The sequence below is a fragment of the Stutzerimonas sp. Brlt_14 genome (assembly GCF_051948915.1).
Taxonomy (GTDB): domain Bacteria; phylum Pseudomonadota; class Gammaproteobacteria; order Pseudomonadales; family Pseudomonadaceae; genus Stutzerimonas; species Stutzerimonas stutzeri.
In genome coordinates this window covers 468,627-492,125 of sequence record NZ_JAYJLM010000002.1, presented here as the reverse complement: position 1 = coordinate 492,125, position 23,499 = coordinate 468,627, and the positions used below count along the sequence as shown (strand labels likewise).

Below are 23,499 nucleotides of genomic sequence, written 5' to 3'. Positions count from 1 at the left end.
TCAGAGCAACATGCTGACCAGTCGAGTGCCGTGAGTGAGGTTGTCGGCCACCGGACAGCGTTTTTCGATCAACTCCAGTAACGCCTGCTTGCCGGCGCGGTCGAGGTCAGCATCGATTTCCACCTTCACCCGCAACTCCTGAAAACCGGGGCGCATGCTCGGGTCGCGCCCCAGCAGGCCCGACGGATCGTAGTCGGCCTCGACCTCAAAGCGCATACCACGCAATTCGATTTTTTGCTGGTGCGCGATAAAGCGGCCAATAGTGCCGAAGCATCCTGCTACCGCAGCCAGGATGGCTTCCAGCGGAGTGGGGCCCAGATCCTGACCGGCCGCGTTTCTGGGCTGGTCCATGATCAGGCGGTGGTTGCCGCACTCGACTTCGATCGCCATGCCGGCATTCATCTGTCCACGGGCACTGATGGTTTTCATGGCCATACGCTGAGTTCCTTTGCTGATTCGAACAACGATGCGGCGAATGGCATCGATCTGACCGGATATTAGGAGCGCAGCGGGGAGGCCACGTTGATTCTGGTCAAATACGGTGGGGGGTATGCGGGATGCGGGCTCGTGGCCCCGCAAGCTGAACGCTCATGCGTGCCGGCGGTCTACTCGCTGGCTGTCAGGAGGACCGAGCTTTGTACATCGAGAGAATCTTTTGCGCGCTTTCCATCTGCCTGTTGGCCCCATTCACCGCGGCCGAGGAGCGGGAGTACCGGTATAGCGATGCACACCTGCACTATGTGGACTTCTTCCAGGAAACCGACGGCATGCAGAAGCTGCTCGAGGCAATGGATGCAGGACACATCGATCATGTGATGATCAGCGGCATTCCGGTCGCAAAGAAATGGCACGAGAACGAACCCAAGCGTCCACGCTATTACGCAGGCGATGACGCGCCGGTGTACTGGTACAGCGCCACCGATGTGCTGGTGGCCGCGGCGCTGGAGGAACTCGACGAAGAGCAGCGCAAGCGGTTTCATCCGTTTCTCTCCGGTTTCAATCCCAACGACAAGAACGCCGACGCCCATATCCGTCGCATGCTCGAGTTGCATCCCGGGCTCTGGCAGGGGTTGGGGGAGATCTTCACCCGCCATGACGATGTAACGGCCCTGACCGAAGGCGACACGCCGCGCGCCAACAACGAGGCGCTGGCCCGGGTCTACCACCTGGCTGCCGAGTTCGACCTGCCGGTGATGCTGCACTCGAACATCACATCCAAGCGCGAGCGCAATCCGCTGTATCTGGTCGAGCTGGAGGAGCCGCTGCGCAACCATCCGCACACGCGGTTCATCTGGGCACATGCCGGCACCAGCATGGAGCTGCACCGGCATCAGGAGAAGCTGGAATTTCTCCATGAAACGGTCAGTCGCCTACTGGACGACTACCCCAACCTGTACATCGATCTGTCCTGGACGATGCTCAAGCCTTACCTGCTGGGCGAAGGGGACAAACCTGATCCGAAGTGGGTGGAGCTGGTGACGCGGCATCCGACGCGTTTCGTGATCGGCTCCGACGTAGTGGGCCATTTCGAGAATCTGGCCACAGGCATGAATGCGTTTGCTCCTTTTCTCGATGCCTTGCCCGAGGCGGTGGCGCGGGGTGTGGCACGTGACAACTTCCTCGCGTTGTTGCCGCAAAAACGCCAGGACGAGCTGCGCTGAGCGTCATGAGGCTGTAATCGCGACGTCATAACCTGCCGGCTCCGCACATTGGAAGGAGCAGGTCATGTCGTTCACTCGTTGGTCGTTGGTTGCCACGTTGTTGGTGGTAGGTATTCCTGCGCAGGCGCAGGTTGAAGTGGTGGGGCCGGTGGAGTACGGCATCTTCGAAACGTCCAAGGACGACTTCCAGCCGGGCGAGCGTGTGCTGAGCCGCCGCGACCAGCCGATTCGTCAGACCATTGAGGTGCCAGCCAAGCTCGGCAGCAAGTTCGGGTTGCGCTATCGCCTCTCCGGCAAGCGTGAGGGGGATACACCGCTGACTCTGCTGTACCTGACGCCGGGCGTGGTGACGCCTGATGGCAAGCGTCACGACAAGTTCGAGGTGGTGCAGAGCCTGGTGCCCGATGCCGAAACCGACGTGATGGCCTTCGAGTTTACCGAGGTGCACGAGGTGGTGCCGGGCGAGTGGCGGCTGATGGTCTTTCAGGGTGATCGGAAATTGGCCGAACAGACGTTTCAAGTCCGCTCGAGATGATGGCGATATCGCTTGGACGTAGTGGCCTTCAGGACCGTCAGTCGCCCTAAACCATTAATTTGACGTCAAAAATTCAAGAGTGCGGTTCTGTCTCCGATAAATGAAGCAGGTCACGGTTTGTGACGTCGTTTCAATTCATGGAGAAAGTAGCCCCATGTCCATCCGCAATCTCACAATCGGCAAACGTTCCGCCCTCGGCTTCGGTTTGATCGGATTACTGGTTCTGTTCCTCGGCCTGTTCGCATTGAACCAGATGGCGAATATGCGCAAGGAAAGCAGGGAGGTCGACGAGAACTGGCTGCCGAGCATCATGGCCATCAGCGAGCTCAACATGACGGTGATGCGTATTCGGGCGCTCACCCTGCGCATGACCGTCGCCGAAGACGCGCAGGTCGTGCAGAGCACTGCTCAACGCTTGGCACAGCTGCGCGGGGAGGTAGCGGAGCGCGATGCACAGTACGTCAAGCTGTTGACGACGGCGGAAGAAAAGTCCGCGTATCAGCGGTTCAAGCAGGCCTTCGACCAGTACCTGCCGTTGCAGCAGCGCATCGTCGACCAAGTACAGCGGGGCGAACATGATCAGGCTATCGCGACCATCAACGGCGCGATCAATGAACATGCCGATAACGTCACGGCCGCGTTGAACGAGCTGCAGCGGATAAACAATGAAGAGGCGGGGCAGGCAGCTGAGCGGGCGTCCATTCAGTACGACACCGGTTTCGGTTGGGTTGTGGCCACGCTGATCTTTGCCGCCGTGGTTACGGTCATGCTCGCCTGGATGTTCACCCGTAGCGTCGTGGGCCCGCTGGGACAAGCGGTTTCGGTTGCTGAGCGTATTGCCAATGGCGACCTGACCGGCGATTTCGCGGTGAATGGCAACGATGAGCCAGCTCGTTTGCTGGCATCGCTCAAGACCATGCAAAACAATCTGCGGGGCACCATCCAGGGCATCGCCGAGTCGTCCAATCAGCTCGCTTCGGCGGCTGAGGAGCTCAACGCCGTTACCGAAGATTCGACGCGTGGCCTGCATCAGCAGAACCATGAAATCGAACAGGCCGCAGCAGCTGTCAATCAGATGACCGCGGCAGTGGATGAAGTGGCGCGTAACGCGGTGGCTACCTCCGAAGCCTCGCAGGAGTCGAACGACACGGCGCAGCGCGGGCGCAAGCAGGTTCTGCAGACGGTGGAATCGATCAACCTGCTGGCCAGCGACGTGACCAACACCGCTGGCGAAGTGGAGCATCTCGCCGGACAGGTGCGCGACATCAGCAAGGTGCTGGAGGTGATTCGTTCCATTGCCGAACAAACCAATCTGCTGGCATTGAATGCGGCGATCGAGGCCGCGCGCGCCGGCGACGCCGGGCGTGGTTTTGCGGTGGTCGCGGACGAAGTGCGCGCCCTGGCGCATCGCACTCAGCAGTCCACAGCCGAAATCGAACAGATGATCGGCGGCGTGCACCAGGGTACCGACAAGGCGGTAAGTGCCATGCATGTCAGTAATGAGCGGGCCCGTACCACGCTGGAAATGGCACGCGCCGCAGGTGAAGCGCTGGACGGCATCACAGCCGCGATCAGTCAGATCAGCGAGCGCAACCTGGTTATTGCCAGTGCGTCGGAAGAGCAGGCTCAGGTTGCCCGCGAGGTGGATCGCAATCTGGTCAACATCCGTGACCTGTCGCTGCAATCGTCGGCGGGCGCCAACCAGACCAGCGCAGCGAGTCAGGAACTGGCGAGGTTGGCGATTGGGCTGAATGAGGTGGTGCAGCGTTTTCAGGTTTAAGCGAACCTAAAGGAGTTCGATTCTCAGTTCCGAAAACATATTTTTATGCCGGTTGTCAAGTAACGATAGACCTTATCCGATATACGGTTATATCCCGTAGTCACGTGAGGTCGTCGTTATGTTCAGACAAATGAAAATAGCCCTGAGGGCTGGATTGGGCTTCGGCTTTGTGGCGTTGATAGTCTTCGCGCTTGGCGTTTTCGCGTTGACGCGCATCTCGGCTATGGAAAGCGAGGCGGAGGAAATTGACCAGCGTCTCTTGCCGACAATTCAGTTACTGGGACAGGCGAACCAAGAGTTCCTTCGGATCCGTGCCGGAACCCTGCGTCTGCTTATCAGTGACCAGCAGGAGCAGCGCAGTGGTGTCGACGGCTTGAGTAAACTGCGCCAAACGTTGGCGCAAGAGCGGCAGGACTTGGACCGGCTGATTCATGACTCTGAAGGAAAAGCGCTGCTCGCAACTTTCGATCAGTCACTTGCTCGCTATGAAACCTTTCAGCGGCAGATCATAGATCTCGCCCTCCAAGGGCGTACGGACGAAGCGATTGCACTCACCCGTGGTGAGCTCAACGAGCACGCGCGCGTAACATCCGACACTTTACGCGACCTTATAGATCTCAAGCGCAAGGCCGCGGACTCCGCCAGCGACCGCTCTATCGAGGTGGCGGCTAGCGCATTTCAGGGCGTGGTGGTCGCCATGGTGCTTGCCGTCATCGCAACCATCGTTCTAGCTATGCTCCTTACTCGCAGCATCGTGCAGCCGTTGGCTGAGGCCGTAGGTGTCGCCGAGGTGATTGCCGGCGGAGATCTGACCCGCAGCATAAAAGTTGTCGGCAATGACGAGCCGGCACGCCTCCTGATTGCGCTTCAGGCCATGCAGCGCAGTCTGCGGGACACCATTCAGGGCATCTCGCATTCGTCCAATCAGCTGGCTTCGGCGGCGGAAGAGCTCAATGTCGTCACCGAAGATTCCACTCGCGGCCTCCACCAGCAGAATCATGAGATCGAGCAGGCTGCGACGGCGGTCAACGAGATGACCACTGCGGTGGACGAAGTGGCGCGCAACGCCGTGGCGACATCCGAAGCGTCGCGCGAGTCCGATGAGACGGCACAGCATGGCCGCCAGCAGGTCATCCGTACGGTAGAGTCGATCAGTCTGCTGGCGAACGACGTCACGCAAACGGCTACCGAGGTGGAGCGTCTGGCGGGTCAGGTGCGTGACATCAGCAAGGTGCTGGATGTGATTCGCTCGATCGCCGAGCAGACCAATCTGCTGGCGCTCAACGCGGCCATCGAGGCGGCACGGGCAGGGGATGCGGGCCGTGGTTTCGCCGTAGTGGCCGACGAGGTGCGTGCACTGGCCCATCGCACCCAGCAGTCGACCCAGGAGATCGAACAGATGATCGGTGATGTGCACCAGGGAACCGACAAAGCGGTGCACGCCATGCAGTTGAGCAACGAGCGCGCCAGAACCACGCTGGATCTGGCGCGCGCCGCCGGGGAAGCGCTCGATGGCATCGCCAGTGCGATCAGCCAGATCAGCGAGCGCAACCTGGTGATTGCCAGTGCTTCGGAAGAACAGGCCCAGGTGGCGCGCGAGGTCGACCGAAATCTGGTCAACATTCGTGACCTGTCGCTGCAGTCTTCCGCCGGCGCCAACCAGACCAGCGCTGCCAGCCAGGAGCTGGCGCGCCTGGCGATCGACCTGAACAACCTGGTGGCGCGCTTCCAGGTCTGAGCCATGGGCGAGGCTTCGTCAGACGCCTCACCCAACGACAGCTAATATGGGCATTTTTCGCCTTCCCGTGACAGCACAACGCTGGGCACGGGCAGGCGAGCGGCGTACTATCCCGCGTTTTTCCACAGCAGGAACGGGCTGAGTCGGGGCCGTTCTTCCCAGCTGCGAGATGTGCCCATGTCCGATCTGCCTCGAATCTTCCGCTTCATCAATCGCACCAGCCTGGTCGCTCAGATCGTGGTTGGCCTGCTGGCCGGCGCGCTGCTGGCGCTGTTCCTGCCTGGGGCTGCCAAGTCGGTGGCGCTGCTGGGGGACCTGTTCGTGCAAGCCCTCAAGGCGGTTGCGCCGGTTCTGGTATTCGTGCTGGTGACGTCATCGCTGGCCAACCACAAGCGCGGGCAACCCACGCATATTCGGCCGATCATTCTGCTTTACGCGGTGGGCACCTTGAGCGCCGCGGCCGTCGCTGTGCTGGCGAGCTTCATGTTCCCCACATCGCTGACGCTGGTGAGCGGGGCGGCCGATGTAACGCCGCCGTCCGGTGTCGGGGCGGTACTGCAGACGCTGCTGTTCAACATCGCCGACAACCCGGTGCGTGCGCTGCTCAATGGCAACTTCATCGGCATCCTGGCATGGGCAATCGGTCTCGGCTTCGCCTTCCGCCATGCACAGGACAGCACACGCCGGCTGATCGGCGACCTGTCCGATGGCGTCACGCTGATCGTCAAGGTGGTGATCCGCTTCGCGCCGCTCGGCGTGTTCGGTCTGGTGGCCGGCACCCTGGCCGATTCCGGTTTCGATGTACTGCTCGGCTATGCGCGGCTGCTGCTGGTACTGGTGGGCGCCATGCTGTTCATGGCGCTGGTGATGAACCCGCTGATCGTGTTCTGGCAGATTCGCCGCAATCCCTATCCGCTGGTGTTCACCTGCTTGCGCGAGAGCGGCATAACGGCCTTCTTCACCCGCAGTTCGGCCGCCAACATTCCGGTGAACATGCAGCTGTGTCAGCGTCTCGGGCTGCACAAGGACACCTACTCGGTTTCCATCCCGCTGGGCGCGACCATCAACATGGGCGGTGCGGCGATCACCATCACGGTGCTGACCCTGGCTGCGGTCAATACGCTTGGCATCCAGGTGGATGTGGCCACTGCGGTGTTGCTGAGCCTGCTGGCGGCGGTCTGCGCTTGCGGTGCCTCGGGTGTGGCCGGTGGCTCGTTACTGCTGATTCCGCTGGCCTGCAGTCTGTTTGGCATCTCCAACGACCTGGCGATGCAGGTGGTGGCGGTCGGCTTCATCATCGGCGTGGTGCAGGACTCGGCCGAGACGGCGCTGAATTCCTCGACTGACGTGCTCTTCACCGCAGCGTCCTGTATCGCTCATGGCGATATCGACGAGGGCGCCGAGCGGCGCGTTTGAATCAACCGATAACGGAAACAAGAACGGCGCCCTAGGGCGCCGTTCTCGTGTGTCGCTTGCTGGATCAGGCCTTGTAGCGGCGCAGTACCAGCGTGGCGTTGGTGCCGCCGAAGCCGAAGCTGTTGCTCATGATCGTGTCGATCTGAGCGTTCTCGCGGGTTTCCCGCAGGATCGGCATGTCCGCGACTTCCGGGTCCAGCTCGTCGATGTTGGCCGAGGCTGCGATGAAGTTGCCTTCCATCATCAGCATCGAGTAGATCGCCTCGTGGACACCGGCAGCGCCCAGCGAATGGCCGGACAGGCTCTTGGTGGAGCTGATGGTCGGGATCTTGTCGCCGAACATGTTGCGCACGGCCTTGATCTCGGCCACGTCGCCCACCGGGGTGGACGTGCCATGGGTGTTCAGGTAGTCGATCGAGCCTTCGACGGTGGACATCGCCTGCTGCATGCAGCGCAGGGCGCCTTCGCCGCTCGGGGCGACCATGTCGTAGCCATCGGATGTAGCGCCATAACCGACGATTTCCGCGTAGATCTTGGCGCCGCGCTTGAGGGCGTGCTCCAGCTCTTCGACCACCACCATGCCGCCGCCGCCGGCGATGACGAATCCGTCACGCTTGGCATCGTAGGCGCGCGAGGCCTTTTCCGGGGTTTCGTTGTACTGGCTGGACAGGGCGCCCATGGCGTCGAACAGGCAGCTCTGGCTCCAGTGCTCCTCTTCACCACCACCGGCGAAGACGACGTCCTGCTTGCCCATCTGGATCTGCTCCATGGCATGGCCGATGCAATGCGCGCTGGTGGCGCAGGCCGAAGCGATGGAGTAGTTGATGCCCTTGATGCGGAACGGGGTGGCGAGACAGGCCGAGACGGTGCTGCTCATGGTGCGCGGCACGCGGTATGGGCCGATGCGCTTGACGCCCTTGTCGCGCAGGATGTCGATGGCTTCCATCTGGTTGATGGTGGAGGCGCCACCCGAGCCGGCCACCAGACCGATGCGCGGGTTGGAAATGTCATCCAGACTGAAGCCGGCGTCCTTCACGGCCTGCTCCATCGCCAGGTAGGCGTAGGCGGCGGCGTCACCCATGAAGCGCAGGACCTTGCGGTCGATCAGCTCTTCGAGGTTCAGGTTGACGGAGCCGGAAACCTGACTGCGCAGCCCCATGTCCGCGTAGGACTGGTTGAAGCGAATGCCGGGGCGGCCGGCGCGCAGGTTGCCGGAGACGGTCTCTTTGTCATTGCCCAGGCAGGAAACGATACCCAGGCCAGTGATCACGACGCGACGCATGCGGATGTCCTTCAAAAGCTGTCGGTAGAGGTGAACAGGCCGACGCGCAAGCTTTCGGCACTGTAGATCTCGCGGCCATCAACGCTAACGGTGCCGTCGGCGATACCGAGAATCAGCGAGCGGTTGATGGTGCGCTTGATGTGGATGTTGTAGGTGACCTTCTTGGCGGTCGGCAGCACCTGACCGAAGAACTTCACTTCGCCCGAGCCGAGGGCGCGGCCGCGGCCAGGATTGCCTTGCCAGCCGAGGTAGAAGCCGACCAGCTGCCACATGGCGTCGAGACCCAGGCAGCCGGGCATGACCGGATCGCCTTCGAAGTGGCAGGCGAAGAACCAGAGATCAGGGTTGATATCCAGCTCGGCGACCAGCTCGCCCTTGCCATACTTGCCGCCCACTTCGCTGATGTGAACGATACGGTCGACCATCAGCATGTTCGGCGCAGGCAGTTGCGCATTACCGGGACCGAAGAGTTCGCCGCGGCTGCAACGAAGCAGGTCTTCCCGAGTAAAGGCGTGTTGTTTGGTCATGCGTATTCCTCAATGGGCCCCGTACAGAGGGCTTTGCTGCTTACATACCGGGCCCAGAATTCGAAGGCCTGATCATCAAGACTAGTCATAGACTGCCGTGTTGTGGCTAAAGTCACAGCCTGGCAACAGCGACGCCATTCATGCCATATCTGTGGCCGAAGGGCGCAAAGACAGAATTGGGCGGCTACTTTAACACTCCTGAGCTGCTGACGAGGACCTTGCGACAGCGTGTCCTCTATAGACAATCGTTGCAGTGACGGTTGCCTATTGCTCGCAATGCGTATCTCAGCGGTGCAGACGCGGCGCTAAGTCGATGATTTGGCGGGGTTTGGCTTTGCGCTGGTGGCCGCCCGCATGAAACGTATAATGCCCGTCACTGCCATCGCGAATGGCTCATAACGGAAACCACATGACACAACAGCAATCCATCGCGGTACTCGGCGGCGGCAGTTTCGGTACCGCGATCGCCAACCTGCTGGCCGAGAACGGGCATCACGTCCTGCTCTGGATGCGCGACGCACAGCAGGCCGAGTGCATCCGTACGCAGCGGCAGAACCCGCGGTACCTGAAGGGCGTCGAGGTTCTGCCGCAGGTGGAGCCGACCACGGATCTGGCGTCGACCCTCGAGGCTTGCGAGCTGGTTTTCGTCGCGCTGCCCTCCAGCGCCCTGCGCCAGGCGTTGCAGCCGTTCGCCGCGCAGCTGGGCGGCAAGATGCTGATCAGCACCACCAAGGGCATCGAGGCGGACGGTTTCACGCTGATGAGCCAGATTCTCGAGCAGATTGCGCCGCAGGCACGTATCGGCGTGCTGTCTGGACCGAACCTGGCTCGTGAAGTGGCCGAACACGCGCTGACCGCTACCGTCGTGGCGAGTCAGGACGAGGCGTTGTGTCGCAGCGTACAGCAGGTCCTGCATGGTCGTACCTTCCGCGTCTACGCCAGTTCCGATCGCTTCGGTGTCGAGTTGGGCGGGGCGCTGAAGAACGTCTACGCGATCATGGCCGGCATGGCAGCCGCGCTGGGCATGGGCGAAAACACGCGCAGCATGCTGATCACCCGGGCCCTGGCGGAAATGACACGCTTCGCGGTAAAGCTGGGGGCCAACCCCATGACCTTTCTCGGCCTGGCCGGTGTCGGCGACCTGATCGTCACCTGTACTTCACCCAAGAGCCGCAACTTCCAGGTGGGCTATGCGCTTGGCGAAGGGCTAAGCCTGGACGAGGCGGTTTCCCGCCTGGGCGAGGTCGCCGAAGGCGTGAACACCATCAAGGTGCTCAAATGCAAGGCCGAGGAACTGCAGGTCTATATGCCACTGGTCGCCGGCCTGCATGCCATCCTGTTCGAGGGGCGTACGCTCGATCAGATCATTGGCGTGCTGATGCGTGGCGAACCCAAGACCGATGTGGATTTCATTTCAACCGACGGATTCTGAGCCGAGGCTATGTCCATGAACCAATCGAATCAGGCTACGGAGCGCGAATCGCTGATTCTGCGGGCCGTCTGGATGCTGATCTTCTTCTTCGTCTGGCAACTGGCCGAGTTGGCGCTGCTGGTGGTCGTGGTGCTGCAGCTGGTGATGCGCCTGGTCAAGGGGAACGCCGACTCCAGCCTGCAGGGCTTCGGCGACAGCCTGAGCCAGTACATTGCGCAGATCGGTCGTTTCGCCACCTTCAATACCGAGCGCAAGCCCTGGCCATTGTCGGATTGGCCCACACCACGCCCAGCGGATGTGGAACTGGTCACACCGGTGCCGCCGGCTGCGCCCAGTGAATCGAATGACTCTCAACAAGGCCCTACGGCATGAGGCTCTGGTTGCTGCGTCATGGCGAGGCCGAACCACGCGCACGTACGGATGCCGAGCGCAACCTGACCGAGGGAGGCCGGCGTGACGTGCGCCGCAGTGCCACTTTTCTACGCGGCAAGCCGCTGCAGGTAGTGCTGGTCAGCCCCTACCAGCGTGCACAGCAGACCGCGGATGAGGTCTGCAAGGCACTGGGTTTCAGCGGCCGGCGGGAAACCGTGGACTGGGCCACGCCGGAGTCGGATCTCGAAGAGGCCCTGCGAGCGCTCGATCTGCGCGGCGAGAGCGATCTGCTCCTGGTCACGCACCAGCCCTTCGTCGGCAACCTGGCCGGTTGGCTGGTCAACGGCAGTCATTCCGAGCCGCTGCCGATGGCGACGGCGTCGCTCGCCGAACTCGAAGGGGAAGCCATCGCGGGCGGGCTGATGCAGCTGGCGTCCTTGCACCATGTTGGTTAGGGTTGGTCGGGTCCGCTTGGTCATGCGTGGTCACAGCGGCATCCCAGAACAACAATAGCCCTCAGGAGTATGCGCCTTGAGCATCTGGCACCGTCAGCCCGACCTGGAAGAGCTTCACAGCACTCGCAAGAACACCATCACCGATCTGCTGGATATCCGCTTCGAGTCCTTCGATGACTCGTCCATCACCGCAAGCATGCCGGTCGATGCTCGCACCCATCAGCCGTATGGCCTGCTGCATGGCGGCGCCTCCGTGGTGCTGGCCGAGACCCTGGGTTCCATGGCCAGCTATCACTGCATCGACACCAGCAAGTTCTATTGCGTGGGGCTCGAGGTCAATGCCAATCACCTGCGTGGCCTGCGCAGTGGACGGGTGACCGGGGTATGCCGGCCGGTGCATCTGGGGCGTTCGACCCATGTATGGGACATTCGCCTGAGCGGCGAGGACAGCAAGCCGAGCTGCATTTCCCGGCTGACCGTTGCTATCGTGCCGCTGGACAAGGGCGGCTTGCCGAGCTGATCGCCGGCGGGCCGGACAATGCGGCCTGCTGATTGGCCTGAATGCCCTTCATTCGGCAGGGCTATGGCGATTGCCGCCTGCCGAGGGCTGCCAGACAATGAGGGCTCAGTCTGTCCGGCACCTTCAGTTCATGTCGCAACCTATCTTTTTCGCTCATGCCAACGGCTTCCCCTCGGCGACCTATCGCAAGCTGTTCGAGGCCCTTGCGCCGGAATACCGGGTCGCGCACATGGATCGGCACGGACATGATCCGCGTTTCCCGGTGGACGATAACTGGAACAACCTGCTCGACGAGCTGTTCGAGCAGCTCGAAGGCCTGCGCGAACCGGTGTGGGGTGTCGGGCATTCGTTCGGCGGCATGCTGCACTACCGCGCCGCGCTGCTGCGGCCCGAGCTCTACCACGGCGTGGTCATGCTCGATTCACCGTTGCCGACCTGGTTCGACCAGACCGTCATCTGGGCTGCCAAGCGGCTGGGCTTCATCGACCGACTGACCCCGGCCGGCCGCACGCTCGGACGCCGCGAACAGTTCTCCAGCGCCGAGGAAGCGCGCGCCTATTTCGCCGGCAAGGCGCTGTTCAGCAGCTTCGATCCCGAATGCCTGGAGGCCTACATCGAACACGGGCTGGAGCCGGCGGGGCAGGGGCTGCGCCTGCGCTTCGATCCGCAGACCGAAATCAGCATCTACCGCAGCGTGCCGCACCTCACGCCCGGCTGGCCGCCCGCGCTGAAGATTCCGTTGGCCATGGTGCGCGGCCGCGAGAGTCGTGTGGTACTGCCGCACCATGCCTACCTGCTGCGGCTGATGGCCCGTGGCGAAGCGCATACGCTGTCCGGTGGCCACATGTTTCCGTTCGAGCGACCTCAGCAGACGGCCGAGAAGCTGCGCGAGCTGCTGGGGCGCTGGGATGCAGGTCGCGAGTTGTCCCGGGGGGCGGCATGAGTATGTTGTTCGAAGAGGTCCGGCTGAGCCTGCCTCATCTGGAGGTGGCGGCGCACCTGTACGGACCTGAAGACGGCAAGCCGGTCATCGCGCTGCACGGCTGGCTGGACAACGCCGCCACCTTCAGTCGGCTGGCCCCGCGCCTGCAAGGGCTACGCATCGTCGCGCTCGACCTGCCGGGGCATGGCCATTCGGACCACCGCCCGGCCGGCGCGGGGTACAACATCTGGGACTATGCCCACGATGTGCTGCAGGTCGCCGAGCAGTTCGGCTGGCAGCGATTTTCCCTGCTCGGGCACTCCATGGGCGCGATCGTCTCGGTGCTGCTCGCCGGTGCCTTGCCAGCGCGCATCGAGCGCCTGGCATTGATCGACGGCGCCATCCCCTATACCGGCGAGGCGGACGGCGCGCCGCAGAAACTCGGTGCCGCGCTCGAGGCATTGCTGGCCGTGGACGACAAGCGCAAGCCCGTCTATTCCACGTTCGACAAAGCCGTGCAGGCGCGCATGAAAGGCGTCGGCGCGGTCAGTCGCGAGGCGGCCGAGCGTTTGGCGCAGCGCGGACTGATGCCGGTGCCCGGCGGTTACACCTGGCGAACCGACGCGCGTCTGATGCTGCCTTCAGCCATGCGGCTGACCCGTGCCCACGCGCTGGCATTCGTCCGCCAGGTCGCCTGCCCCAGCAGTCTGGTGCTGGCGGAGCAGGGGCTGATGATCCAGCCGGAGCTGCGAGAACTGGTCGACGGGCTGCCCTTCGCGGTGCAGCGCCTGCCCGGTGGCCATCATCTGCATCTGGATGACGAGCCGGGCGCCGAAGCGGTTGCTGCAGTGTTCAACGCCTTCTTCCACGGCTGAGAGCATCCAAGCGTTTGCAATACTCTCTCGCAAAGCCTTGCTTGACTTGCTTTTGCCAACTGGCGAGGCTGGACGGCAACGTTCCCAGCCGAGTCAGCGCAATGATCGAATGCTCCACCGTCGCAACGCTCGCTGGCCAAGCCCTTGCGCTTGACCTGGGCTTGCCGCAGCCGCCGAGTTCAGGCGAACAGTCGAAGGTGATCCGTTGAGGAGTTTTATGCGACGTGCATGGATGGCCGCACCGGCTTTGTTTCTGTCCGCTGCTGCAATCGCGGCCGATGTGGCCGGCAGTGCTGATCTCGAGCGTGTGCCGCGCTTCGCCCAAGCGCAGATCATCGACTACCGGCAGTCCACCGTTCAGGAACGCATCTACCCGCAAGACTCCATACGTCGCATCAGTGGCAACCTGCGCATGGCCGCTCAGGTGGTCGCCTCTGGTCGACTGACCGCCGTGACTTACCAGCTGCCGGCTTCGCACACTGGCATCGAGGCCTTCACCCAGGCCCGCGGCGACCTGCTGGAGCAGGGTGCCGAACTGTTGTTCTGGTGCGAAGGGCGCGAATGCGGCTCCAGCAGCCTGTGGGCCAACGCCATCTTCGGCAAATCCATGCTCTACGGGCCGGAAGCGCAGCAGGCCTATCTACTGGCTCGCCTGCCAGAAGGGGAAACCGAGGGACAGGACGACCTGATCGCGCTATACGGCGTGACCCGCGGCAATGGTCGGCCCTACCTGCATGTCGAGCAGCTGCAACCCGACGAGCCGCTGGCCCAGGTGCTGCCCACCGCGGCGACCCTGCTGCGTCAGCTGCGCAGCACCGGCGAGCTGCGCCTGCCACGCCTGGCTGATCAGCCGACTGCCGAGTGGGGCGAGCTGCTGGCCAATGTCCTTCGGCTGGACAGCACGACGCGCATCAGTCTCGCGGGGCAGGGCGCCGCAGCATGGCGAGAGGCGCTGATCGCCGAGCGCATCCGCGGCGGGCGACTGGAAGTCGACGAGTCGCAGGAGTCGGGACTGCTGATCCGCCTATTGCGCTGACACGGCATTGCGGCTGCAATAGCCGACTCTGTCGACGCACCCAATGCATAGGGTGCGTCGGTATCTTTGCGTAGAGTAATTTCCCATGCTCAACAATGATCGCCTGCTTGCGCAGATCCTGCTGCTCGGCTTGCTGGCAGCCTGTCTCTGGGTGTTGGCGCCTTTTGCGTCGGCCTTGTTCTGGGCCGCCGTGCTGGCATTCGCCAGCTGGCCGGTGATGCGCCTGCTGACCCGCTGGCTGAACGGCAACGCCACGCTCGCGGCGGGGCTGCTCACCTTCAGCTGGATGGTGCTGGTGGCCGTGCCACTGGTATGGCTGGGGTTCAACATCGCCGATCAGATTCGCGACGCCAACGCGCTGCTGCACGATCTGCAGGTCGAAGGGTTGCCGCCTGCGCCTGAATGGCTCGGTGAGCTGCCGTTGATCGGTGATTCGCTGGTGAACTTCTGGAATACGGTGGACGAGCAGGGCACTGCTCTGATCGCCAGCATCAGGCCTTATATCGGCCAGGTCGCCAACTGGCTGCTGGTGCGCAGTGCGCGGATCGGCGGCGGCATGCTCGAATTGGCACTGAGCCTGGTGCTGGTGTTCTTCTTCTATCGTGACGGGCCACGGCTGTCGGCCTTCGTGCACAGTCTGCTGCACCGGCTGATCGGTGATCGAGCCGACCATTACCTCGAACTCGTGGCCGGAACGGTGCAGCGAGTCGTCAACGGGGTGATCGGGACCGCCGCGGCACAGGCGATTCTGGCCTACATCGGTTTCCTCATCGCCGGCATTCCGGGCGCGCTGGTGCTGGGTCTACTGACCTTCGCCTGCAGTTTCATCATGGTACCCCCGCTGATCTGGGGGCCGGCAGTCGCCTGGCTGGCCTGGCAGGGCGACTACGGCATGGCGGTGTTCCTCGGCATCTGGGGCATGTTCGTCATCAGCGGCGTGGACAACGTGCTCAAGCCCTATCTCATCAGCCGGGGCGGCAACCTGCCGCTGGTGGTGGTGCTGCTCGGGGTATTCGGCGGCATCCTGGCCTTCGGCTTCATGGGACTGTTCCTCGGTCCGACGCTACTCGCGGTCGCCTACAGTCTGCTCGGCGACTGGCTGATCAAGGAGGTGCCGCAGATGCCGACCCATGAGTCGACACAGCTTCCAGGCGAGTCGCGCGAGTCGGTCGGCCCGTAGCGTCAGGCTGCGCTCACTGCTCCTCTTCGTAACGCACCAGCGCGTCATGGGCGACGATGCGCCCGAGGGCGATCAGCTCGGGCGCCTTGTAGAACTCGTAGAAGCGACAGGCGCGCTTGGGGATGTTGACCAGCACGTTGGGCGGGTAGCCGGCGATCTTGTACTGCGCCAGCGATGACTGCATGACGTCGAAACTCTGGTTGATCAGCTCCAGCAGCGAGGCCGGCCCGGTCACGTCGACCACCGTTGCACCTTCAGCGGATTTCGGTGCACTGCGGCTGGTTGGCGCCGCCGGTGGCTGGTCACCGCGCAGTAACTCGCCGGCGCGGATGTCGTCGAGTTCGGCCAGGGCGGTCTCCTCCTTGCGCCAGAAGGGCAGGTGCGAACTGATCGAACTCATGATCGTGTCGAAGCGTCCGGGGCGCTCGATCTCCGGCAGCGGGTACTGCTTGTGGTTGTTGGCGTTGAGGTTGACCGCGATGATCATGTCGCAGTGCGCCGACACCACCGGGACGATGGGCAGAGGATTGAGCAGGCCGCCGTCGACCAGCATGCGGTTACCCTGCATCACCGGGGTGAACAGGCTGGGAATGGCGGCGGAGGCGCGCATCGCCAGCTCCAGGCTGCCTTCCTGGAACCAGATTTCCTGCTGGTTGGTGAGGTCGGTGGCAACGGCGGTGAAGGGGATCGGCAGGTCCTCGATGCAGATCTTGCCGACCATGTCGCGGATCCGACCGAACACCTTTTCGCCGCGGATCGCCCCCAGGCTGAAGCTGGGATCGACCAGGCGCAGCAGATCCAGATAGTCCAGGCTCTCGATCCAGGCGCGATATTCGTCGAGCTTGCCCGCCGCGTAGATGCCGCCCACCACGGCGCCCATGGAGCAGCCGGCGATGCAGGCGATCTCGTAGCCACGTGCTTCCAGCTCCTCGATCACGCCGATGTGCGCATAGCCCCGCGCACCGCCGGATCCCAATACCAGTGCAACTCTCTTGCTCATGCGGTTCTCCCTGTGGCATTGGCGATAGCTTCATGCCTGGCCGGCGAGCCTGCAAGGGCGAATGCGTGGCCGCCTTTGCTACAATCGCCGCCCGTTTGTGCACGTGTCACGAGAGAGTCCGATGAGCGAACCGATCCGCCTCACCCAGTACAGTCACGGCGCCGGCTGCGGCTGCAAGATATCGCCCAAGGTGCTGGACGTGATTCTTGCCGGCAGCGGTGCGCAGAATCTCGATCCGCGTCTGTGGGTCGGCAACGCCTCGCGCGATGACGCGGCGGTCTATGGCATCGACGAGGAGCGCGGTGTGGTATCGACCACCGACTTCTTCATGCCCATCGTCGATGATCCCTTCGACTTCGGCCGCATCGCCGCGACCAACGCCATCAGCGACATCTATGCCATGGGCGGCGACCCGCTGATGGCCATCGCGATCCTCGGTTGGCCGGTCAACGTGCTGCCGCCGGAAGTCGCCCGCGAAGTGATTGCCGGCGGCCGTGCCGTCTGCGATGCCGCCGGCATTCCGCTGGCCGGCGGGCATTCGATCGATGCGCCCGAGCCGATCTTCGGGCTGGCCGTCACCGGCCTGGTGAACAAGCGCCAGATGAAGCGTAACGACACCGCTACCGCCGGCTGCAAGCTGTACCTGACCAAGCCGCTGGGCATCGGTATCCTCACCACCGCCGAGAAGAAGGCCAAGCTGCGCGTCGAGGACGTCGGCTTGGCCCGCGACTGGATGTGCACGCTGAACACCGCCGGCAGCCGCTTCGGCAAGCTTGAAGGCGTTCGTGCCATGACTGACGTGACCGGTTTCGGCCTGCTCGGCCATCTGGTGGAGATGGCCGATGGCAGCGGCCTGACCGCGGAGATCGAATACGCCCGCGTACCGCGCCTGCCTGGCATCGAATACTACCTGGAGCAGGGCTGCGTACCGGGTGGCACCCAGCGCAATTTCGACAGCTACGGGGAGCGCATCGCCACGCTCGACGAGCGCCACAAACCTCTGCTTTGCGATCCGCAGACCAGTGGCGGGCTGTTGGTCGCCGTGGCGCCGGAGGGCGAGGCGGAGTTCCTCGCGGCCTGTGCCGAGCTCGGCCTTGCGCTGGAACCGATCGGCCAGCTGGTCGCCGCGCGTAGCCATGCGGTCGAGGTACGTTGATGCGCGGCGACACGGAGAATTATCGCGAGCTGTTCCTCAACGACGTTCCCATGATGGATGCCCGTGCGCCGGTGGAGTTCGGCAAGGGGGCCTTTCCCGGCGTGGTCAATCTGCCGCTGATGAATGATGTGGAGCGGCAGAAGGTCGGCACCTGCTACAAGCAGCACGGCCAGAAAGCCGCCATCGAGATGGGCCATCAGCTGGTCTCCGGCAAGACCAAGGCCGAGCGGCTGCAGGCCTGGGCCGATTTCGCCCGCGCCCACCCGGACGGTTACCTGTACTGCTTCCGTGGTGGTTTGCGTTCGAAGATCGTCCAGCAATGGTTGAAGGACGAGATGGGCATCGACTACCCGCGCGTGGTCGGCGGTTACAAGGCGATGCGTCACTTCCTGCTCGACACCATCGAGCAGGCGGTGGAGCAGTGCGAGTTCATACTGGTGGGCGGCATGACCGGGACCGGCAAGACCGAGGTGCTGGCCCAGCTGGGCAACAGCCTGGATCTCGAAGGGTTGGCCAACCACCGCGGCTCCAGCTTCGGCAAGCGCGCCACGCCGCAGCCCTCGCAGATCGATTTCGAGAACGCGCTGGCGATCCGCCTGCTGAAGATGCGCGCGGCAGGGATCGAAAGCTTCGTGATCGAGGACGAGGCGCGCCTGGTCGGGCGCTGCTCCATCCCGCTGCCGCTGTTCCAGGGCATGCAGCAGTTTCCGTTGATCTGGCTGGAGGACAGTCTGCAAGGCCGGGTCGAGCGCATCCTCAAGGACTATGTGATCGACCTGTGCGCCGAGTTCATCAGCGAACAGGGTGAGAACGGTTTCGCTGCATTCGCTGAGCGTCTTCAGCAAAGTCTGGTCAATATCAACAAGCGGCTCGGCGGCGAGCGTTACCAGCGCCTGTCCCTGCTGATGGATCAGGCCCTGGCGGAGCAGGCGCGCAGCGGTGCGGTCGATCTGCATCGCGCCTGGATCGAAGCGTTGTTGGGCGAATATTACGACCCGATGTACGCCTACCAACGCGAGAGCAAGGCCGAGCGGATCGAGTTCGCCGGCGACCAGCCGTCCGTGGTCGAGTATCTGCGTAACCGTAAGGCGCGCAACGCGCCGTAACCCTGAATGGCACATGAGGGATGATGCGATGAAAACCTGGCTGACTTTGCCTTTGCTGGTTGTGCTGCTGGCCGGCTGTGCCGGCAAGACCGCGTACCGTGACAGCTGTGCCGCGGAGCTGGACGCGGCATGGAAGGAGCAGAGCCTGGCGGAAGCCGAGGGCTTTGCCGGTACCGTGAGCTATTCCAAGGCCATGGCGTTGCTGACCGGCGCCAAGACCCAGCAGCAGTTCGAAGCCTTCCGCGGTTGCACGCAGAAGGCACAGAAGGCGCGCTTCTACCTCCGTGAATCCCGGGCCGGACGTTAAACCGGCTATCACCGCTGCTCGGCCGTGCATTGAGTGCGGCCTGGGCAGCTGTTGGCGAGCGGTTTGGCTGGTTCGGTCAGCTTCCTGTCATTGGGCGTGAGCACTGCGCTTCGCGCCAGCATCCCCAACGTCTTTAGCGCGCACGCTCGCCTGGCGCGCGGTCAAGCGGCCGGCTGCCAGAGCGGGCGCAAATCACAAAGTCGTCACCGGGCGTTTCCATTGCTTTGCCTGGCCGCGGCCGACCAGTAGCATCGGGACGACGAACGAAGGAGATTTCGATGCGCACCCGATTGGACGCCTGCCTGCGAGCAGTCAATGAAGTATTGCTCGGCAAGGAGGCGCAGGTCCGGTTGGCCATGGCCTGCCTGCTGGCCCGCGGTCACCTGCTGGTGGAAGACATGCCCGGGATGGGCAAGACCACCCTGAGTCATGCCCTGGCCAAGGTGCTGGGCCTGGACTTCCAGCGCATCCAGTTCACGTCCGACCTGCTGCCTGGCGACATTCTCGGCACCTCGGTATTCGACAAGGACAGCGGGCAGTTCGTCTTCCACCCCGGGCCGATCTTCGCCGAGCTGGTGCTCGCCGACGAGATCAACCGCGCCACGCCGAAAAGCCAGAGCGCGCTGCTCGAAGCCATGGAGGAGGGGCAGGTCACCATCGAAGGGGCGACACGCCCCTTGCCCGAGCCGTTCTTCGTCATCGCCACGCAGAACCCGGTGAGCTCTGGCGGCACCTTCGCGTTGCCGGAGTCGCAGCTGGACCGCTTTCTTATGCGCGTCTCCCTGGGCTACCCCGCCAAGGCGGCGGAAAAATCGCTGCTGCTGGGTGAGTCGCGGCGCGATCTGCTGACCCGACTCGAACCGTTGCTGCAGCACGACGAACTGCGGGCAATCCAGGATGCAGTCGGCCATGTGCGGGTCAGCGATGCCCTTGTCGATTACGTGCTGCGTCTGGTGGAGGCCACGCGCACTCAGCCGCAGTTCGCCTGGGGGCTGTCGCCGCGCGGCAGCCTGGCGTTGCTGGCGGCTGCCCGCGCCTGGGCATTCCTCGACGGACGCGACTACGTGATTCCGGAGGATGTGCAGGCCGTGTTGCCCACCGTGGTCGGCCACCGTCTGCGCGAGCGCGCGGATGCCACCGGTCACGGGGGCGGTGCGCTGGTGCACTGGCTGCTGCGCGAGGTGCCGGCGCTGTGAGGCAGCTGTCCGCCCCCTACTGCGGGCGTCCGGCGTGAGGTTGCTGCCGCGCTTTCGTGACCGCTGGTTGCTGCGGCGCATTCCGCCGGCTTCCAGCGTGCGGCTGAACCAGCGGCGAATCTTCATCATGCCGACGGCGGTGGGGCTGACGTTCATGGCTGCGCTGTTGCTGATGCTGCTTACCGCGATCAACTATCAGAACAGCCTGGCCTATGGGCTGACCTTTCTGCTTGGCTCCCTCTATCTGGTCACCATCCTGCACACCTGGCGCAACCTGGCCGGGCTGGTGCTGCAGGCCGGCGGCACCACCGCGGCGTTCGTCGGTGAGCAGGCCTTGCTGCGCGTCCGCCTGGAGAGCCAGGGACGCGCCTATCAAGCCGTTGCGCTGGGCTGGCCGGCGAGCGGGCTGCGCCTGGTCGACGTTCCGGCCGGAGGCACCGTGGAAGTCGAACTGAGCCTGCCGACCCGCCGCCGCGGTTGGTTGCGACCGGGCCGGGTGCGGGTGGAGAGCCGTTTCCCGCTGGGGCTGCTGGTGGCCTGGAGCTGGATCGACCTGGAGCTGGCCGCGCTGGTCTACCCGCAGCCGTCGGCAGCCGAGCGTCCCCAGGGCGGCAGCGCGCCGGAGACCGAGGATGAAGGCGTGCTGACCCGCGGCTCGGGCGTCGACGACTATCAGGGCTTGCGGGCCTGGCAGCCGGGCGATCCGCGTCGACGCCTGCACTGGAAGGCCTATTCGCGCGGCCAGGGCCTGCTGGTCAAGGATTTCGCCAGCCTGCTCGGTAACGATCCGCTGCTGGATTTCGACGCGCTTACCGGCGATACCGAGCAACGACTGTCGGTGCTCTGCCACTGGGTCATCGACCTCAGCGAAAAGCAGCAGCCGTTCGCGCTGCGGCTGCCGGCCGGCTTGTACGGCCCGGACAGCGGCCAGGCGCATCGAGATGCCTGCCTGCGTGCGTTGGCGCTGCACGGCCTGGCCGATGGGGGCGATGCATGAGTGCGAAGCCGGGTATTCCGCGCAACAGCCTGATCTGGCTGCTGGTGGCGCAGGTGCTGGTGATCCTGCCGCATCTCACCCATCTGCCGCTGTGGATCATCGGCCTGTGGCTGGGCTGCGCGGGCTGGCGAATCCAGATCTTCCGCATGCGCGCTCGTTACCCGCGCAGCTGGACCAAGGCGCTGCTGATGATCGCGGCGGGATTCGGGGTGTACTTTTCCCGCGGCAGCCTGGTCGGGCTCGAGGCCGGTGTGGTGCTGCTGATTGCCGCATTCATCCTCAAGCTGGTGGAGATGAGTACCCGCCGCGATGCGCTGGTGCTGATCTTTCTCGGCTTCTTCGCGGTGGTGACCAGCTACCTGTTCGAGGACAGCCTGCTCGCCGGGCTCTACAGCCTCCTTCCGGTCACCGCATTGCTCGCCGCGATGATCGGCCTGCAGCAGAGCAGCCTGGTGACGCGGCCGTGGCCGACCGTGCGGCTGGCCGGCGCGCTGCTGTTGCAGGCGGTACCACTGATGCTGGTGCTGTTCCTGTTCTTTCCCCGCCTGCCACCGCTGTGGGCGCTGCCGCAGGCCGGCGACAGGGGTACGACCGGTCTGGCCGACCACATGGCGCCTGGCGATATCGCGCGGTTGGGGCGCTCGGCGGAGCTGGCGTTTCGTGTCAGCTTCGACGGCGAGATTCCCCCTCGCGACCAGCTCTACTGGCGCGCGGTGACCTTAGAGCGTTTCGATGGCCGGCGCTGGTCGCAGTCTTACGCATCCAACGTGCCCCAAGCACCGGAGTGGCAGGCGCTGGGCGAGCCGCTCAGCTACAGCGTGGTCATGCAGCCCAGCGGCCAGCCCTGGCTGTTCGCCCTGGACGTTGCTCAGGTTGCGTCGGGCGGGGCACAACTGATGACCGATTTCCATCTGCAGCGCCGCCAGCCGGTGACCAAGCCGCTGATGTACCGGGTGACATCCTGGCTGGACGCCCGACGCGAAGCCATCGGTGCGCCGGAAAGCCTTGCCCGGGCGCTGCAGTTGCCGGAGCAGGGCAACCCGCGCAGCCGCACCTGGGCTGCCGAGCTGCGGCGCAGCGCACAGGAGCCACAGGCAGTGGTGGATGCACTGCTGCGGCATTTCAACCGCGAGCCGTATCACTACACGTTGGAACCACCGCCGGTGGGCAGCGATATCGTCGACGACTTCCTGTTCCAGACCCGCAGCGGCTTCTGTGCCCACTACGCCGGCGCCATGACCTTCGTGCTGCGCGCGGCGGGCATTCCGGCGCGCGTGGTGGCCGGCTACCAGGGCGGCGAGGTCAATCCTGCGGGCAACTACCTTTCGGTGCATCAGTTCGATGCCCATGCCTGGGTCGAATACTGGGTCGCCGAGCGCGGCTGGGTCAGTGTCGACCCGACTTTCCAGGTCGCGCCCGAGCGCGTCGAGCAGGGACTGGAACAAGCCTTGGCGCGGGAGCGGAGCTTTCTCGCCGACGAGCCGCTGTCACTGCTGCGGTTCCGCGACGTCGGCTGGATGAACACGTTGCGGCTGCGCTGGGACAGCCTCAACTATGGCTGGCAGCGCTGGGTTCTCAATTATCAGGATGAGCAGCAGTCGCAGATGCTGCAGCGCTGGTTTGGCAAGCTCGACGGCCAGGCGCTCGGTCTGGGCCTGGTCGCCGTGCTCGGGCTGCTGACCGGAATACTGGCGCTCGTGCTGTTCAAACCCTGGCGGCGGGAAAAAGATGTTCAGCAGCGCCAGTTCGATCGCTTCGAGCGCCTGCTGGCACGCCAGGGTATCCGCCGCCACAAAGGCGAGGGGGCACGTAGCTTCGCCGAGCGGGCCGCTATCGAAATGCCCGATCAGGCGCCAGCAATCCGTGCATTCGTCCGGCTGTACGAGGCGCAGCGTTACGCGCAGCTGCCCGGGCCGGGAGAGGAGCTGTCGCGCGCCCTGACCAACGTTCGACGCGCTATGCCCTGGCGGATCGCTGCCCCGCGGCGGCATTCCTGACATCCATTG

23 protein-coding genes are annotated in these 23,499 nt (G+C 63.8%); 19 read left to right on the top strand and 4 right to left on the bottom strand.

All coding sequences use genetic code 11. The annotated features are described in order from the left end of the window. On the bottom strand, positions 1-435 hold the full coding sequence (locus tag VF716_RS06130; RefSeq protein WP_041755464.1) for an OsmC family protein: 435 nt from the start codon (positions 433-435) through the stop codon (positions 1-3). A 200-nt stretch (positions 436-635) separates the two neighbouring features. Between VF716_RS06130 and VF716_RS06125 the strand changes: the two genes are divergently transcribed. The 5 genes from VF716_RS06125 (at position 636) to sstT (ending at position 7,130) form a co-directional block, all read left to right on the top strand. Further along, positions 636-1,661, top strand: coding sequence for an amidohydrolase family protein (locus VF716_RS06125; protein ID WP_041755465.1), 1,026 nt, complete (start codon positions 636-638; stop codon positions 1,659-1,661). 64 nt (positions 1,662-1,725) lie between these two features. Then, on the top strand, positions 1,726-2,196 hold the full coding sequence (locus tag VF716_RS06120) for a DUF3859 domain-containing protein (protein WP_017245270.1): 471 nt from the start codon (positions 1,726-1,728) through the stop codon (positions 2,194-2,196). A gap of 154 nt (positions 2,197-2,350) precedes the next feature. Beyond that, on the top strand, positions 2,351-3,976 hold the full coding sequence (locus tag VF716_RS06115; RefSeq protein WP_020306182.1) for a methyl-accepting chemotaxis protein: 1,626 nt from the start codon (positions 2,351-2,353) through the stop codon (positions 3,974-3,976). A 130-nt stretch (positions 3,977-4,106) separates the two neighbouring features. After that, positions 4,107-5,714 carry a methyl-accepting chemotaxis protein gene (locus VF716_RS06110; RefSeq protein ID WP_037004420.1) on the top strand — a complete coding sequence of 536 codons (1,608 nt, stop codon included), beginning with the start codon at positions 4,107-4,109 and terminating at the stop codon, positions 5,712-5,714. A 177-nt stretch (positions 5,715-5,891) separates the two neighbouring features. Further along, on the top strand, positions 5,892-7,130 hold the full coding sequence (gene sstT / locus VF716_RS06105) for a serine/threonine transporter SstT (protein WP_020306184.1): 1,239 nt from the start codon (positions 5,892-5,894) through the stop codon (positions 7,128-7,130). A 64-nt stretch (positions 7,131-7,194) separates the two neighbouring features. On the opposite strand, the gene fabB is transcribed toward sstT, so the two are convergent. Continuing rightward, positions 7,195-8,412 (bottom strand): beta-ketoacyl-ACP synthase I, encoded by a 1,218-nt coding sequence (gene fabB, locus VF716_RS06100; protein WP_013982608.1) that lies wholly within the window; start codon positions 8,410-8,412, stop codon positions 7,195-7,197. A gap of 11 nt (positions 8,413-8,423) precedes the next feature. Further along, positions 8,424-8,939 (bottom strand): 3-hydroxyacyl-[acyl-carrier-protein] dehydratase FabA, encoded by a 516-nt coding sequence (fabA, locus tag VF716_RS06095; protein WP_011913037.1) that lies wholly within the window; start codon positions 8,937-8,939, stop codon positions 8,424-8,426. Between the two features lie 409 nt (positions 8,940-9,348). On the opposite strand from fabA, the gene VF716_RS06090 reads away from it, so the two are divergent. From VF716_RS06090 to VF716_RS06055, 8 genes are all read left to right on the top strand, one after another. Further along, complete coding sequence (locus VF716_RS06090; RefSeq protein WP_125850697.1) at positions 9,349-10,371, top strand: NAD(P)H-dependent glycerol-3-phosphate dehydrogenase; 1,023 nt, start codon at positions 9,349-9,351, stop codon at positions 10,369-10,371. A 15-nt stretch (positions 10,372-10,386) separates the two neighbouring features. Continuing rightward, complete coding sequence (locus VF716_RS06085; protein ID WP_013982611.1) at positions 10,387-10,743, top strand: DUF4389 domain-containing protein; 357 nt, start codon at positions 10,387-10,389, stop codon at positions 10,741-10,743. After that, positions 10,740-11,198: a phosphohistidine phosphatase SixA gene (sixA, locus tag VF716_RS06080; RefSeq protein WP_013982612.1), complete on the top strand. Its 459-nt coding sequence runs from the start codon at positions 10,740-10,742 to the stop codon at positions 11,196-11,198. The genes VF716_RS06085 and sixA overlap by 4 nt, the downstream gene beginning before the upstream one ends. Positions 11,199-11,274: 76 nt before the next feature. Further along, on the top strand, positions 11,275-11,718 hold the full coding sequence (locus VF716_RS06075; protein WP_014596537.1) for a hotdog fold thioesterase: 444 nt from the start codon (positions 11,275-11,277) through the stop codon (positions 11,716-11,718). Positions 11,719-11,848: 130 nt separating this feature from the next. Further along, positions 11,849-12,661: an alpha/beta fold hydrolase gene (locus VF716_RS06070; protein ID WP_014596538.1), complete on the top strand. Its 813-nt coding sequence runs from the start codon at positions 11,849-11,851 to the stop codon at positions 12,659-12,661. After that, a complete protein-coding gene (locus VF716_RS06065) occupies positions 12,658-13,515 on the top strand; it encodes an alpha/beta hydrolase (protein WP_011913043.1) in 858 nt (285 codons plus the stop codon). The genes VF716_RS06070 and VF716_RS06065 overlap by 4 nt, the downstream gene beginning before the upstream one ends. Positions 13,516-13,732: 217 nt before the next feature. Further along, positions 13,733-14,551: a DUF4892 domain-containing protein gene (locus tag VF716_RS06060; protein ID WP_011913044.1), complete on the top strand. Its 819-nt coding sequence runs from the start codon at positions 13,733-13,735 to the stop codon at positions 14,549-14,551. Between the two features lie 85 nt (positions 14,552-14,636). Further along, positions 14,637-15,731, top strand: a complete 1,095-nt coding sequence (locus tag VF716_RS06055) for an AI-2E family transporter (protein WP_011913045.1) — start codon at positions 14,637-14,639, stop codon at positions 15,729-15,731. A gap of 13 nt (positions 15,732-15,744) precedes the next feature. Here VF716_RS06055 and VF716_RS06050 read toward each other — a convergent pair whose 3' ends face one another. Continuing rightward, positions 15,745-16,731, bottom strand: coding sequence for a patatin-like phospholipase family protein (locus VF716_RS06050; RefSeq protein WP_011913046.1), 987 nt, complete (start codon positions 16,729-16,731; stop codon positions 15,745-15,747). 121 nt (positions 16,732-16,852) lie between these two features. On the opposite strand from VF716_RS06050, the gene selD reads away from it, so the two are divergent. The 6 genes from selD to VF716_RS06020 all read left to right on the top strand — a co-directional run bounded on the left by selD (position 16,853) and on the right by VF716_RS06020 (position 23,490). Next, positions 16,853-17,887: a selenide, water dikinase SelD gene (selD, locus tag VF716_RS06045; protein WP_013982616.1), complete on the top strand. Its 1,035-nt coding sequence runs from the start codon at positions 16,853-16,855 to the stop codon at positions 17,885-17,887. After that, positions 17,887-18,993, top strand: coding sequence for a tRNA 2-selenouridine(34) synthase MnmH (mnmH, locus tag VF716_RS06040; protein ID WP_440552238.1), 1,107 nt, complete (start codon positions 17,887-17,889; stop codon positions 18,991-18,993). Before selD ends, mnmH begins: the two co-directional genes overlap by 1 nt. Positions 18,994-19,021: 28 nt before the next feature. Then, positions 19,022-19,300, top strand: a complete 279-nt coding sequence (locus VF716_RS06035) for a hypothetical protein (RefSeq protein ID WP_011913049.1) — start codon at positions 19,022-19,024, stop codon at positions 19,298-19,300. Positions 19,301-19,578: 278 nt separating this feature from the next. After that, positions 19,579-20,496, top strand: a complete 918-nt coding sequence (locus VF716_RS06030) for an AAA family ATPase (RefSeq protein ID WP_095460037.1) — start codon at positions 19,579-19,581, stop codon at positions 20,494-20,496. Positions 20,497-20,530: 34 nt separating this feature from the next. Then, complete coding sequence (locus VF716_RS06025; protein WP_440552234.1) at positions 20,531-21,493, top strand: DUF58 domain-containing protein; 963 nt, start codon at positions 20,531-20,533, stop codon at positions 21,491-21,493. Beyond that, positions 21,490-23,490, top strand: coding sequence for a transglutaminase TgpA family protein (locus tag VF716_RS06020; RefSeq protein ID WP_440552232.1), 2,001 nt, complete (start codon positions 21,490-21,492; stop codon positions 23,488-23,490). Before VF716_RS06025 ends, VF716_RS06020 begins: the two co-directional genes overlap by 4 nt. Positions 23,491-23,499 lie beyond the last annotated feature (9 nt).

Bases quoted from the DNA above. Each gene is read 5' to 3' on its own strand.
- VF716_RS06130 (WP_041755464.1), bottom strand. From the start codon at position 435: ATGGCCATGAAAACCATCAGTGCCCGTGGACAGATGAATGCCGGCATG.
- VF716_RS06120 (WP_017245270.1), top strand. From the start codon at position 1,726: ATGTCGTTCACTCGTTGGTCGTTGGTTGCCACGTTGTTGGTGGTAGGT.
- VF716_RS06115 (WP_020306182.1), top strand. From the start codon at position 2,351: ATGTCCATCCGCAATCTCACAATCGGCAAACGTTCCGCCCTCGGCTTC.
- VF716_RS06110 (WP_037004420.1), top strand. From the start codon at position 4,107: ATGAAAATAGCCCTGAGGGCTGGATTGGGCTTCGGCTTTGTGGCGTTG.
- sstT (WP_020306184.1), top strand. From the start codon at position 5,892: ATGTCCGATCTGCCTCGAATCTTCCGCTTCATCAATCGCACCAGCCTG.
- fabB (WP_013982608.1), bottom strand. From the start codon at position 8,412: ATGCGTCGCGTCGTGATCACTGGCCTGGGTATCGTTTCCTGCCTGGGC.
- fabA (WP_011913037.1), bottom strand. From the start codon at position 8,939: ATGACCAAACAACACGCCTTTACTCGGGAAGACCTGCTTCGTTGCAGC.
- VF716_RS06090 (WP_125850697.1), top strand. From the start codon at position 9,349: ATGACACAACAGCAATCCATCGCGGTACTCGGCGGCGGCAGTTTCGGT.
- VF716_RS06085 (WP_013982611.1), top strand. From the start codon at position 10,387: ATGAACCAATCGAATCAGGCTACGGAGCGCGAATCGCTGATTCTGCGG.
- sixA (WP_013982612.1), top strand. From the start codon at position 10,740: ATGAGGCTCTGGTTGCTGCGTCATGGCGAGGCCGAACCACGCGCACGT.
- VF716_RS06070 (WP_014596538.1), top strand. From the start codon at position 11,849: ATGTCGCAACCTATCTTTTTCGCTCATGCCAACGGCTTCCCCTCGGCG.
- VF716_RS06065 (WP_011913043.1), top strand. From the start codon at position 12,658: ATGAGTATGTTGTTCGAAGAGGTCCGGCTGAGCCTGCCTCATCTGGAG.
- VF716_RS06060 (WP_011913044.1), top strand. From the start codon at position 13,733: ATGCGACGTGCATGGATGGCCGCACCGGCTTTGTTTCTGTCCGCTGCT.
- VF716_RS06055 (WP_011913045.1), top strand. From the start codon at position 14,637: ATGCTCAACAATGATCGCCTGCTTGCGCAGATCCTGCTGCTCGGCTTG.
- VF716_RS06050 (WP_011913046.1), bottom strand. From the start codon at position 16,731: ATGAGCAAGAGAGTTGCACTGGTATTGGGATCCGGCGGTGCGCGGGGC.
- selD (WP_013982616.1), top strand. From the start codon at position 16,853: ATGAGCGAACCGATCCGCCTCACCCAGTACAGTCACGGCGCCGGCTGC.
- mnmH (WP_440552238.1), top strand. From the start codon at position 17,887: ATGCGCGGCGACACGGAGAATTATCGCGAGCTGTTCCTCAACGACGTT.
- VF716_RS06035 (WP_011913049.1), top strand. From the start codon at position 19,022: ATGAAAACCTGGCTGACTTTGCCTTTGCTGGTTGTGCTGCTGGCCGGC.
- VF716_RS06030 (WP_095460037.1), top strand. From the start codon at position 19,579: ATGCGCACCCGATTGGACGCCTGCCTGCGAGCAGTCAATGAAGTATTG.
- VF716_RS06020 (WP_440552232.1), top strand. From the start codon at position 21,490: ATGAGTGCGAAGCCGGGTATTCCGCGCAACAGCCTGATCTGGCTGCTG.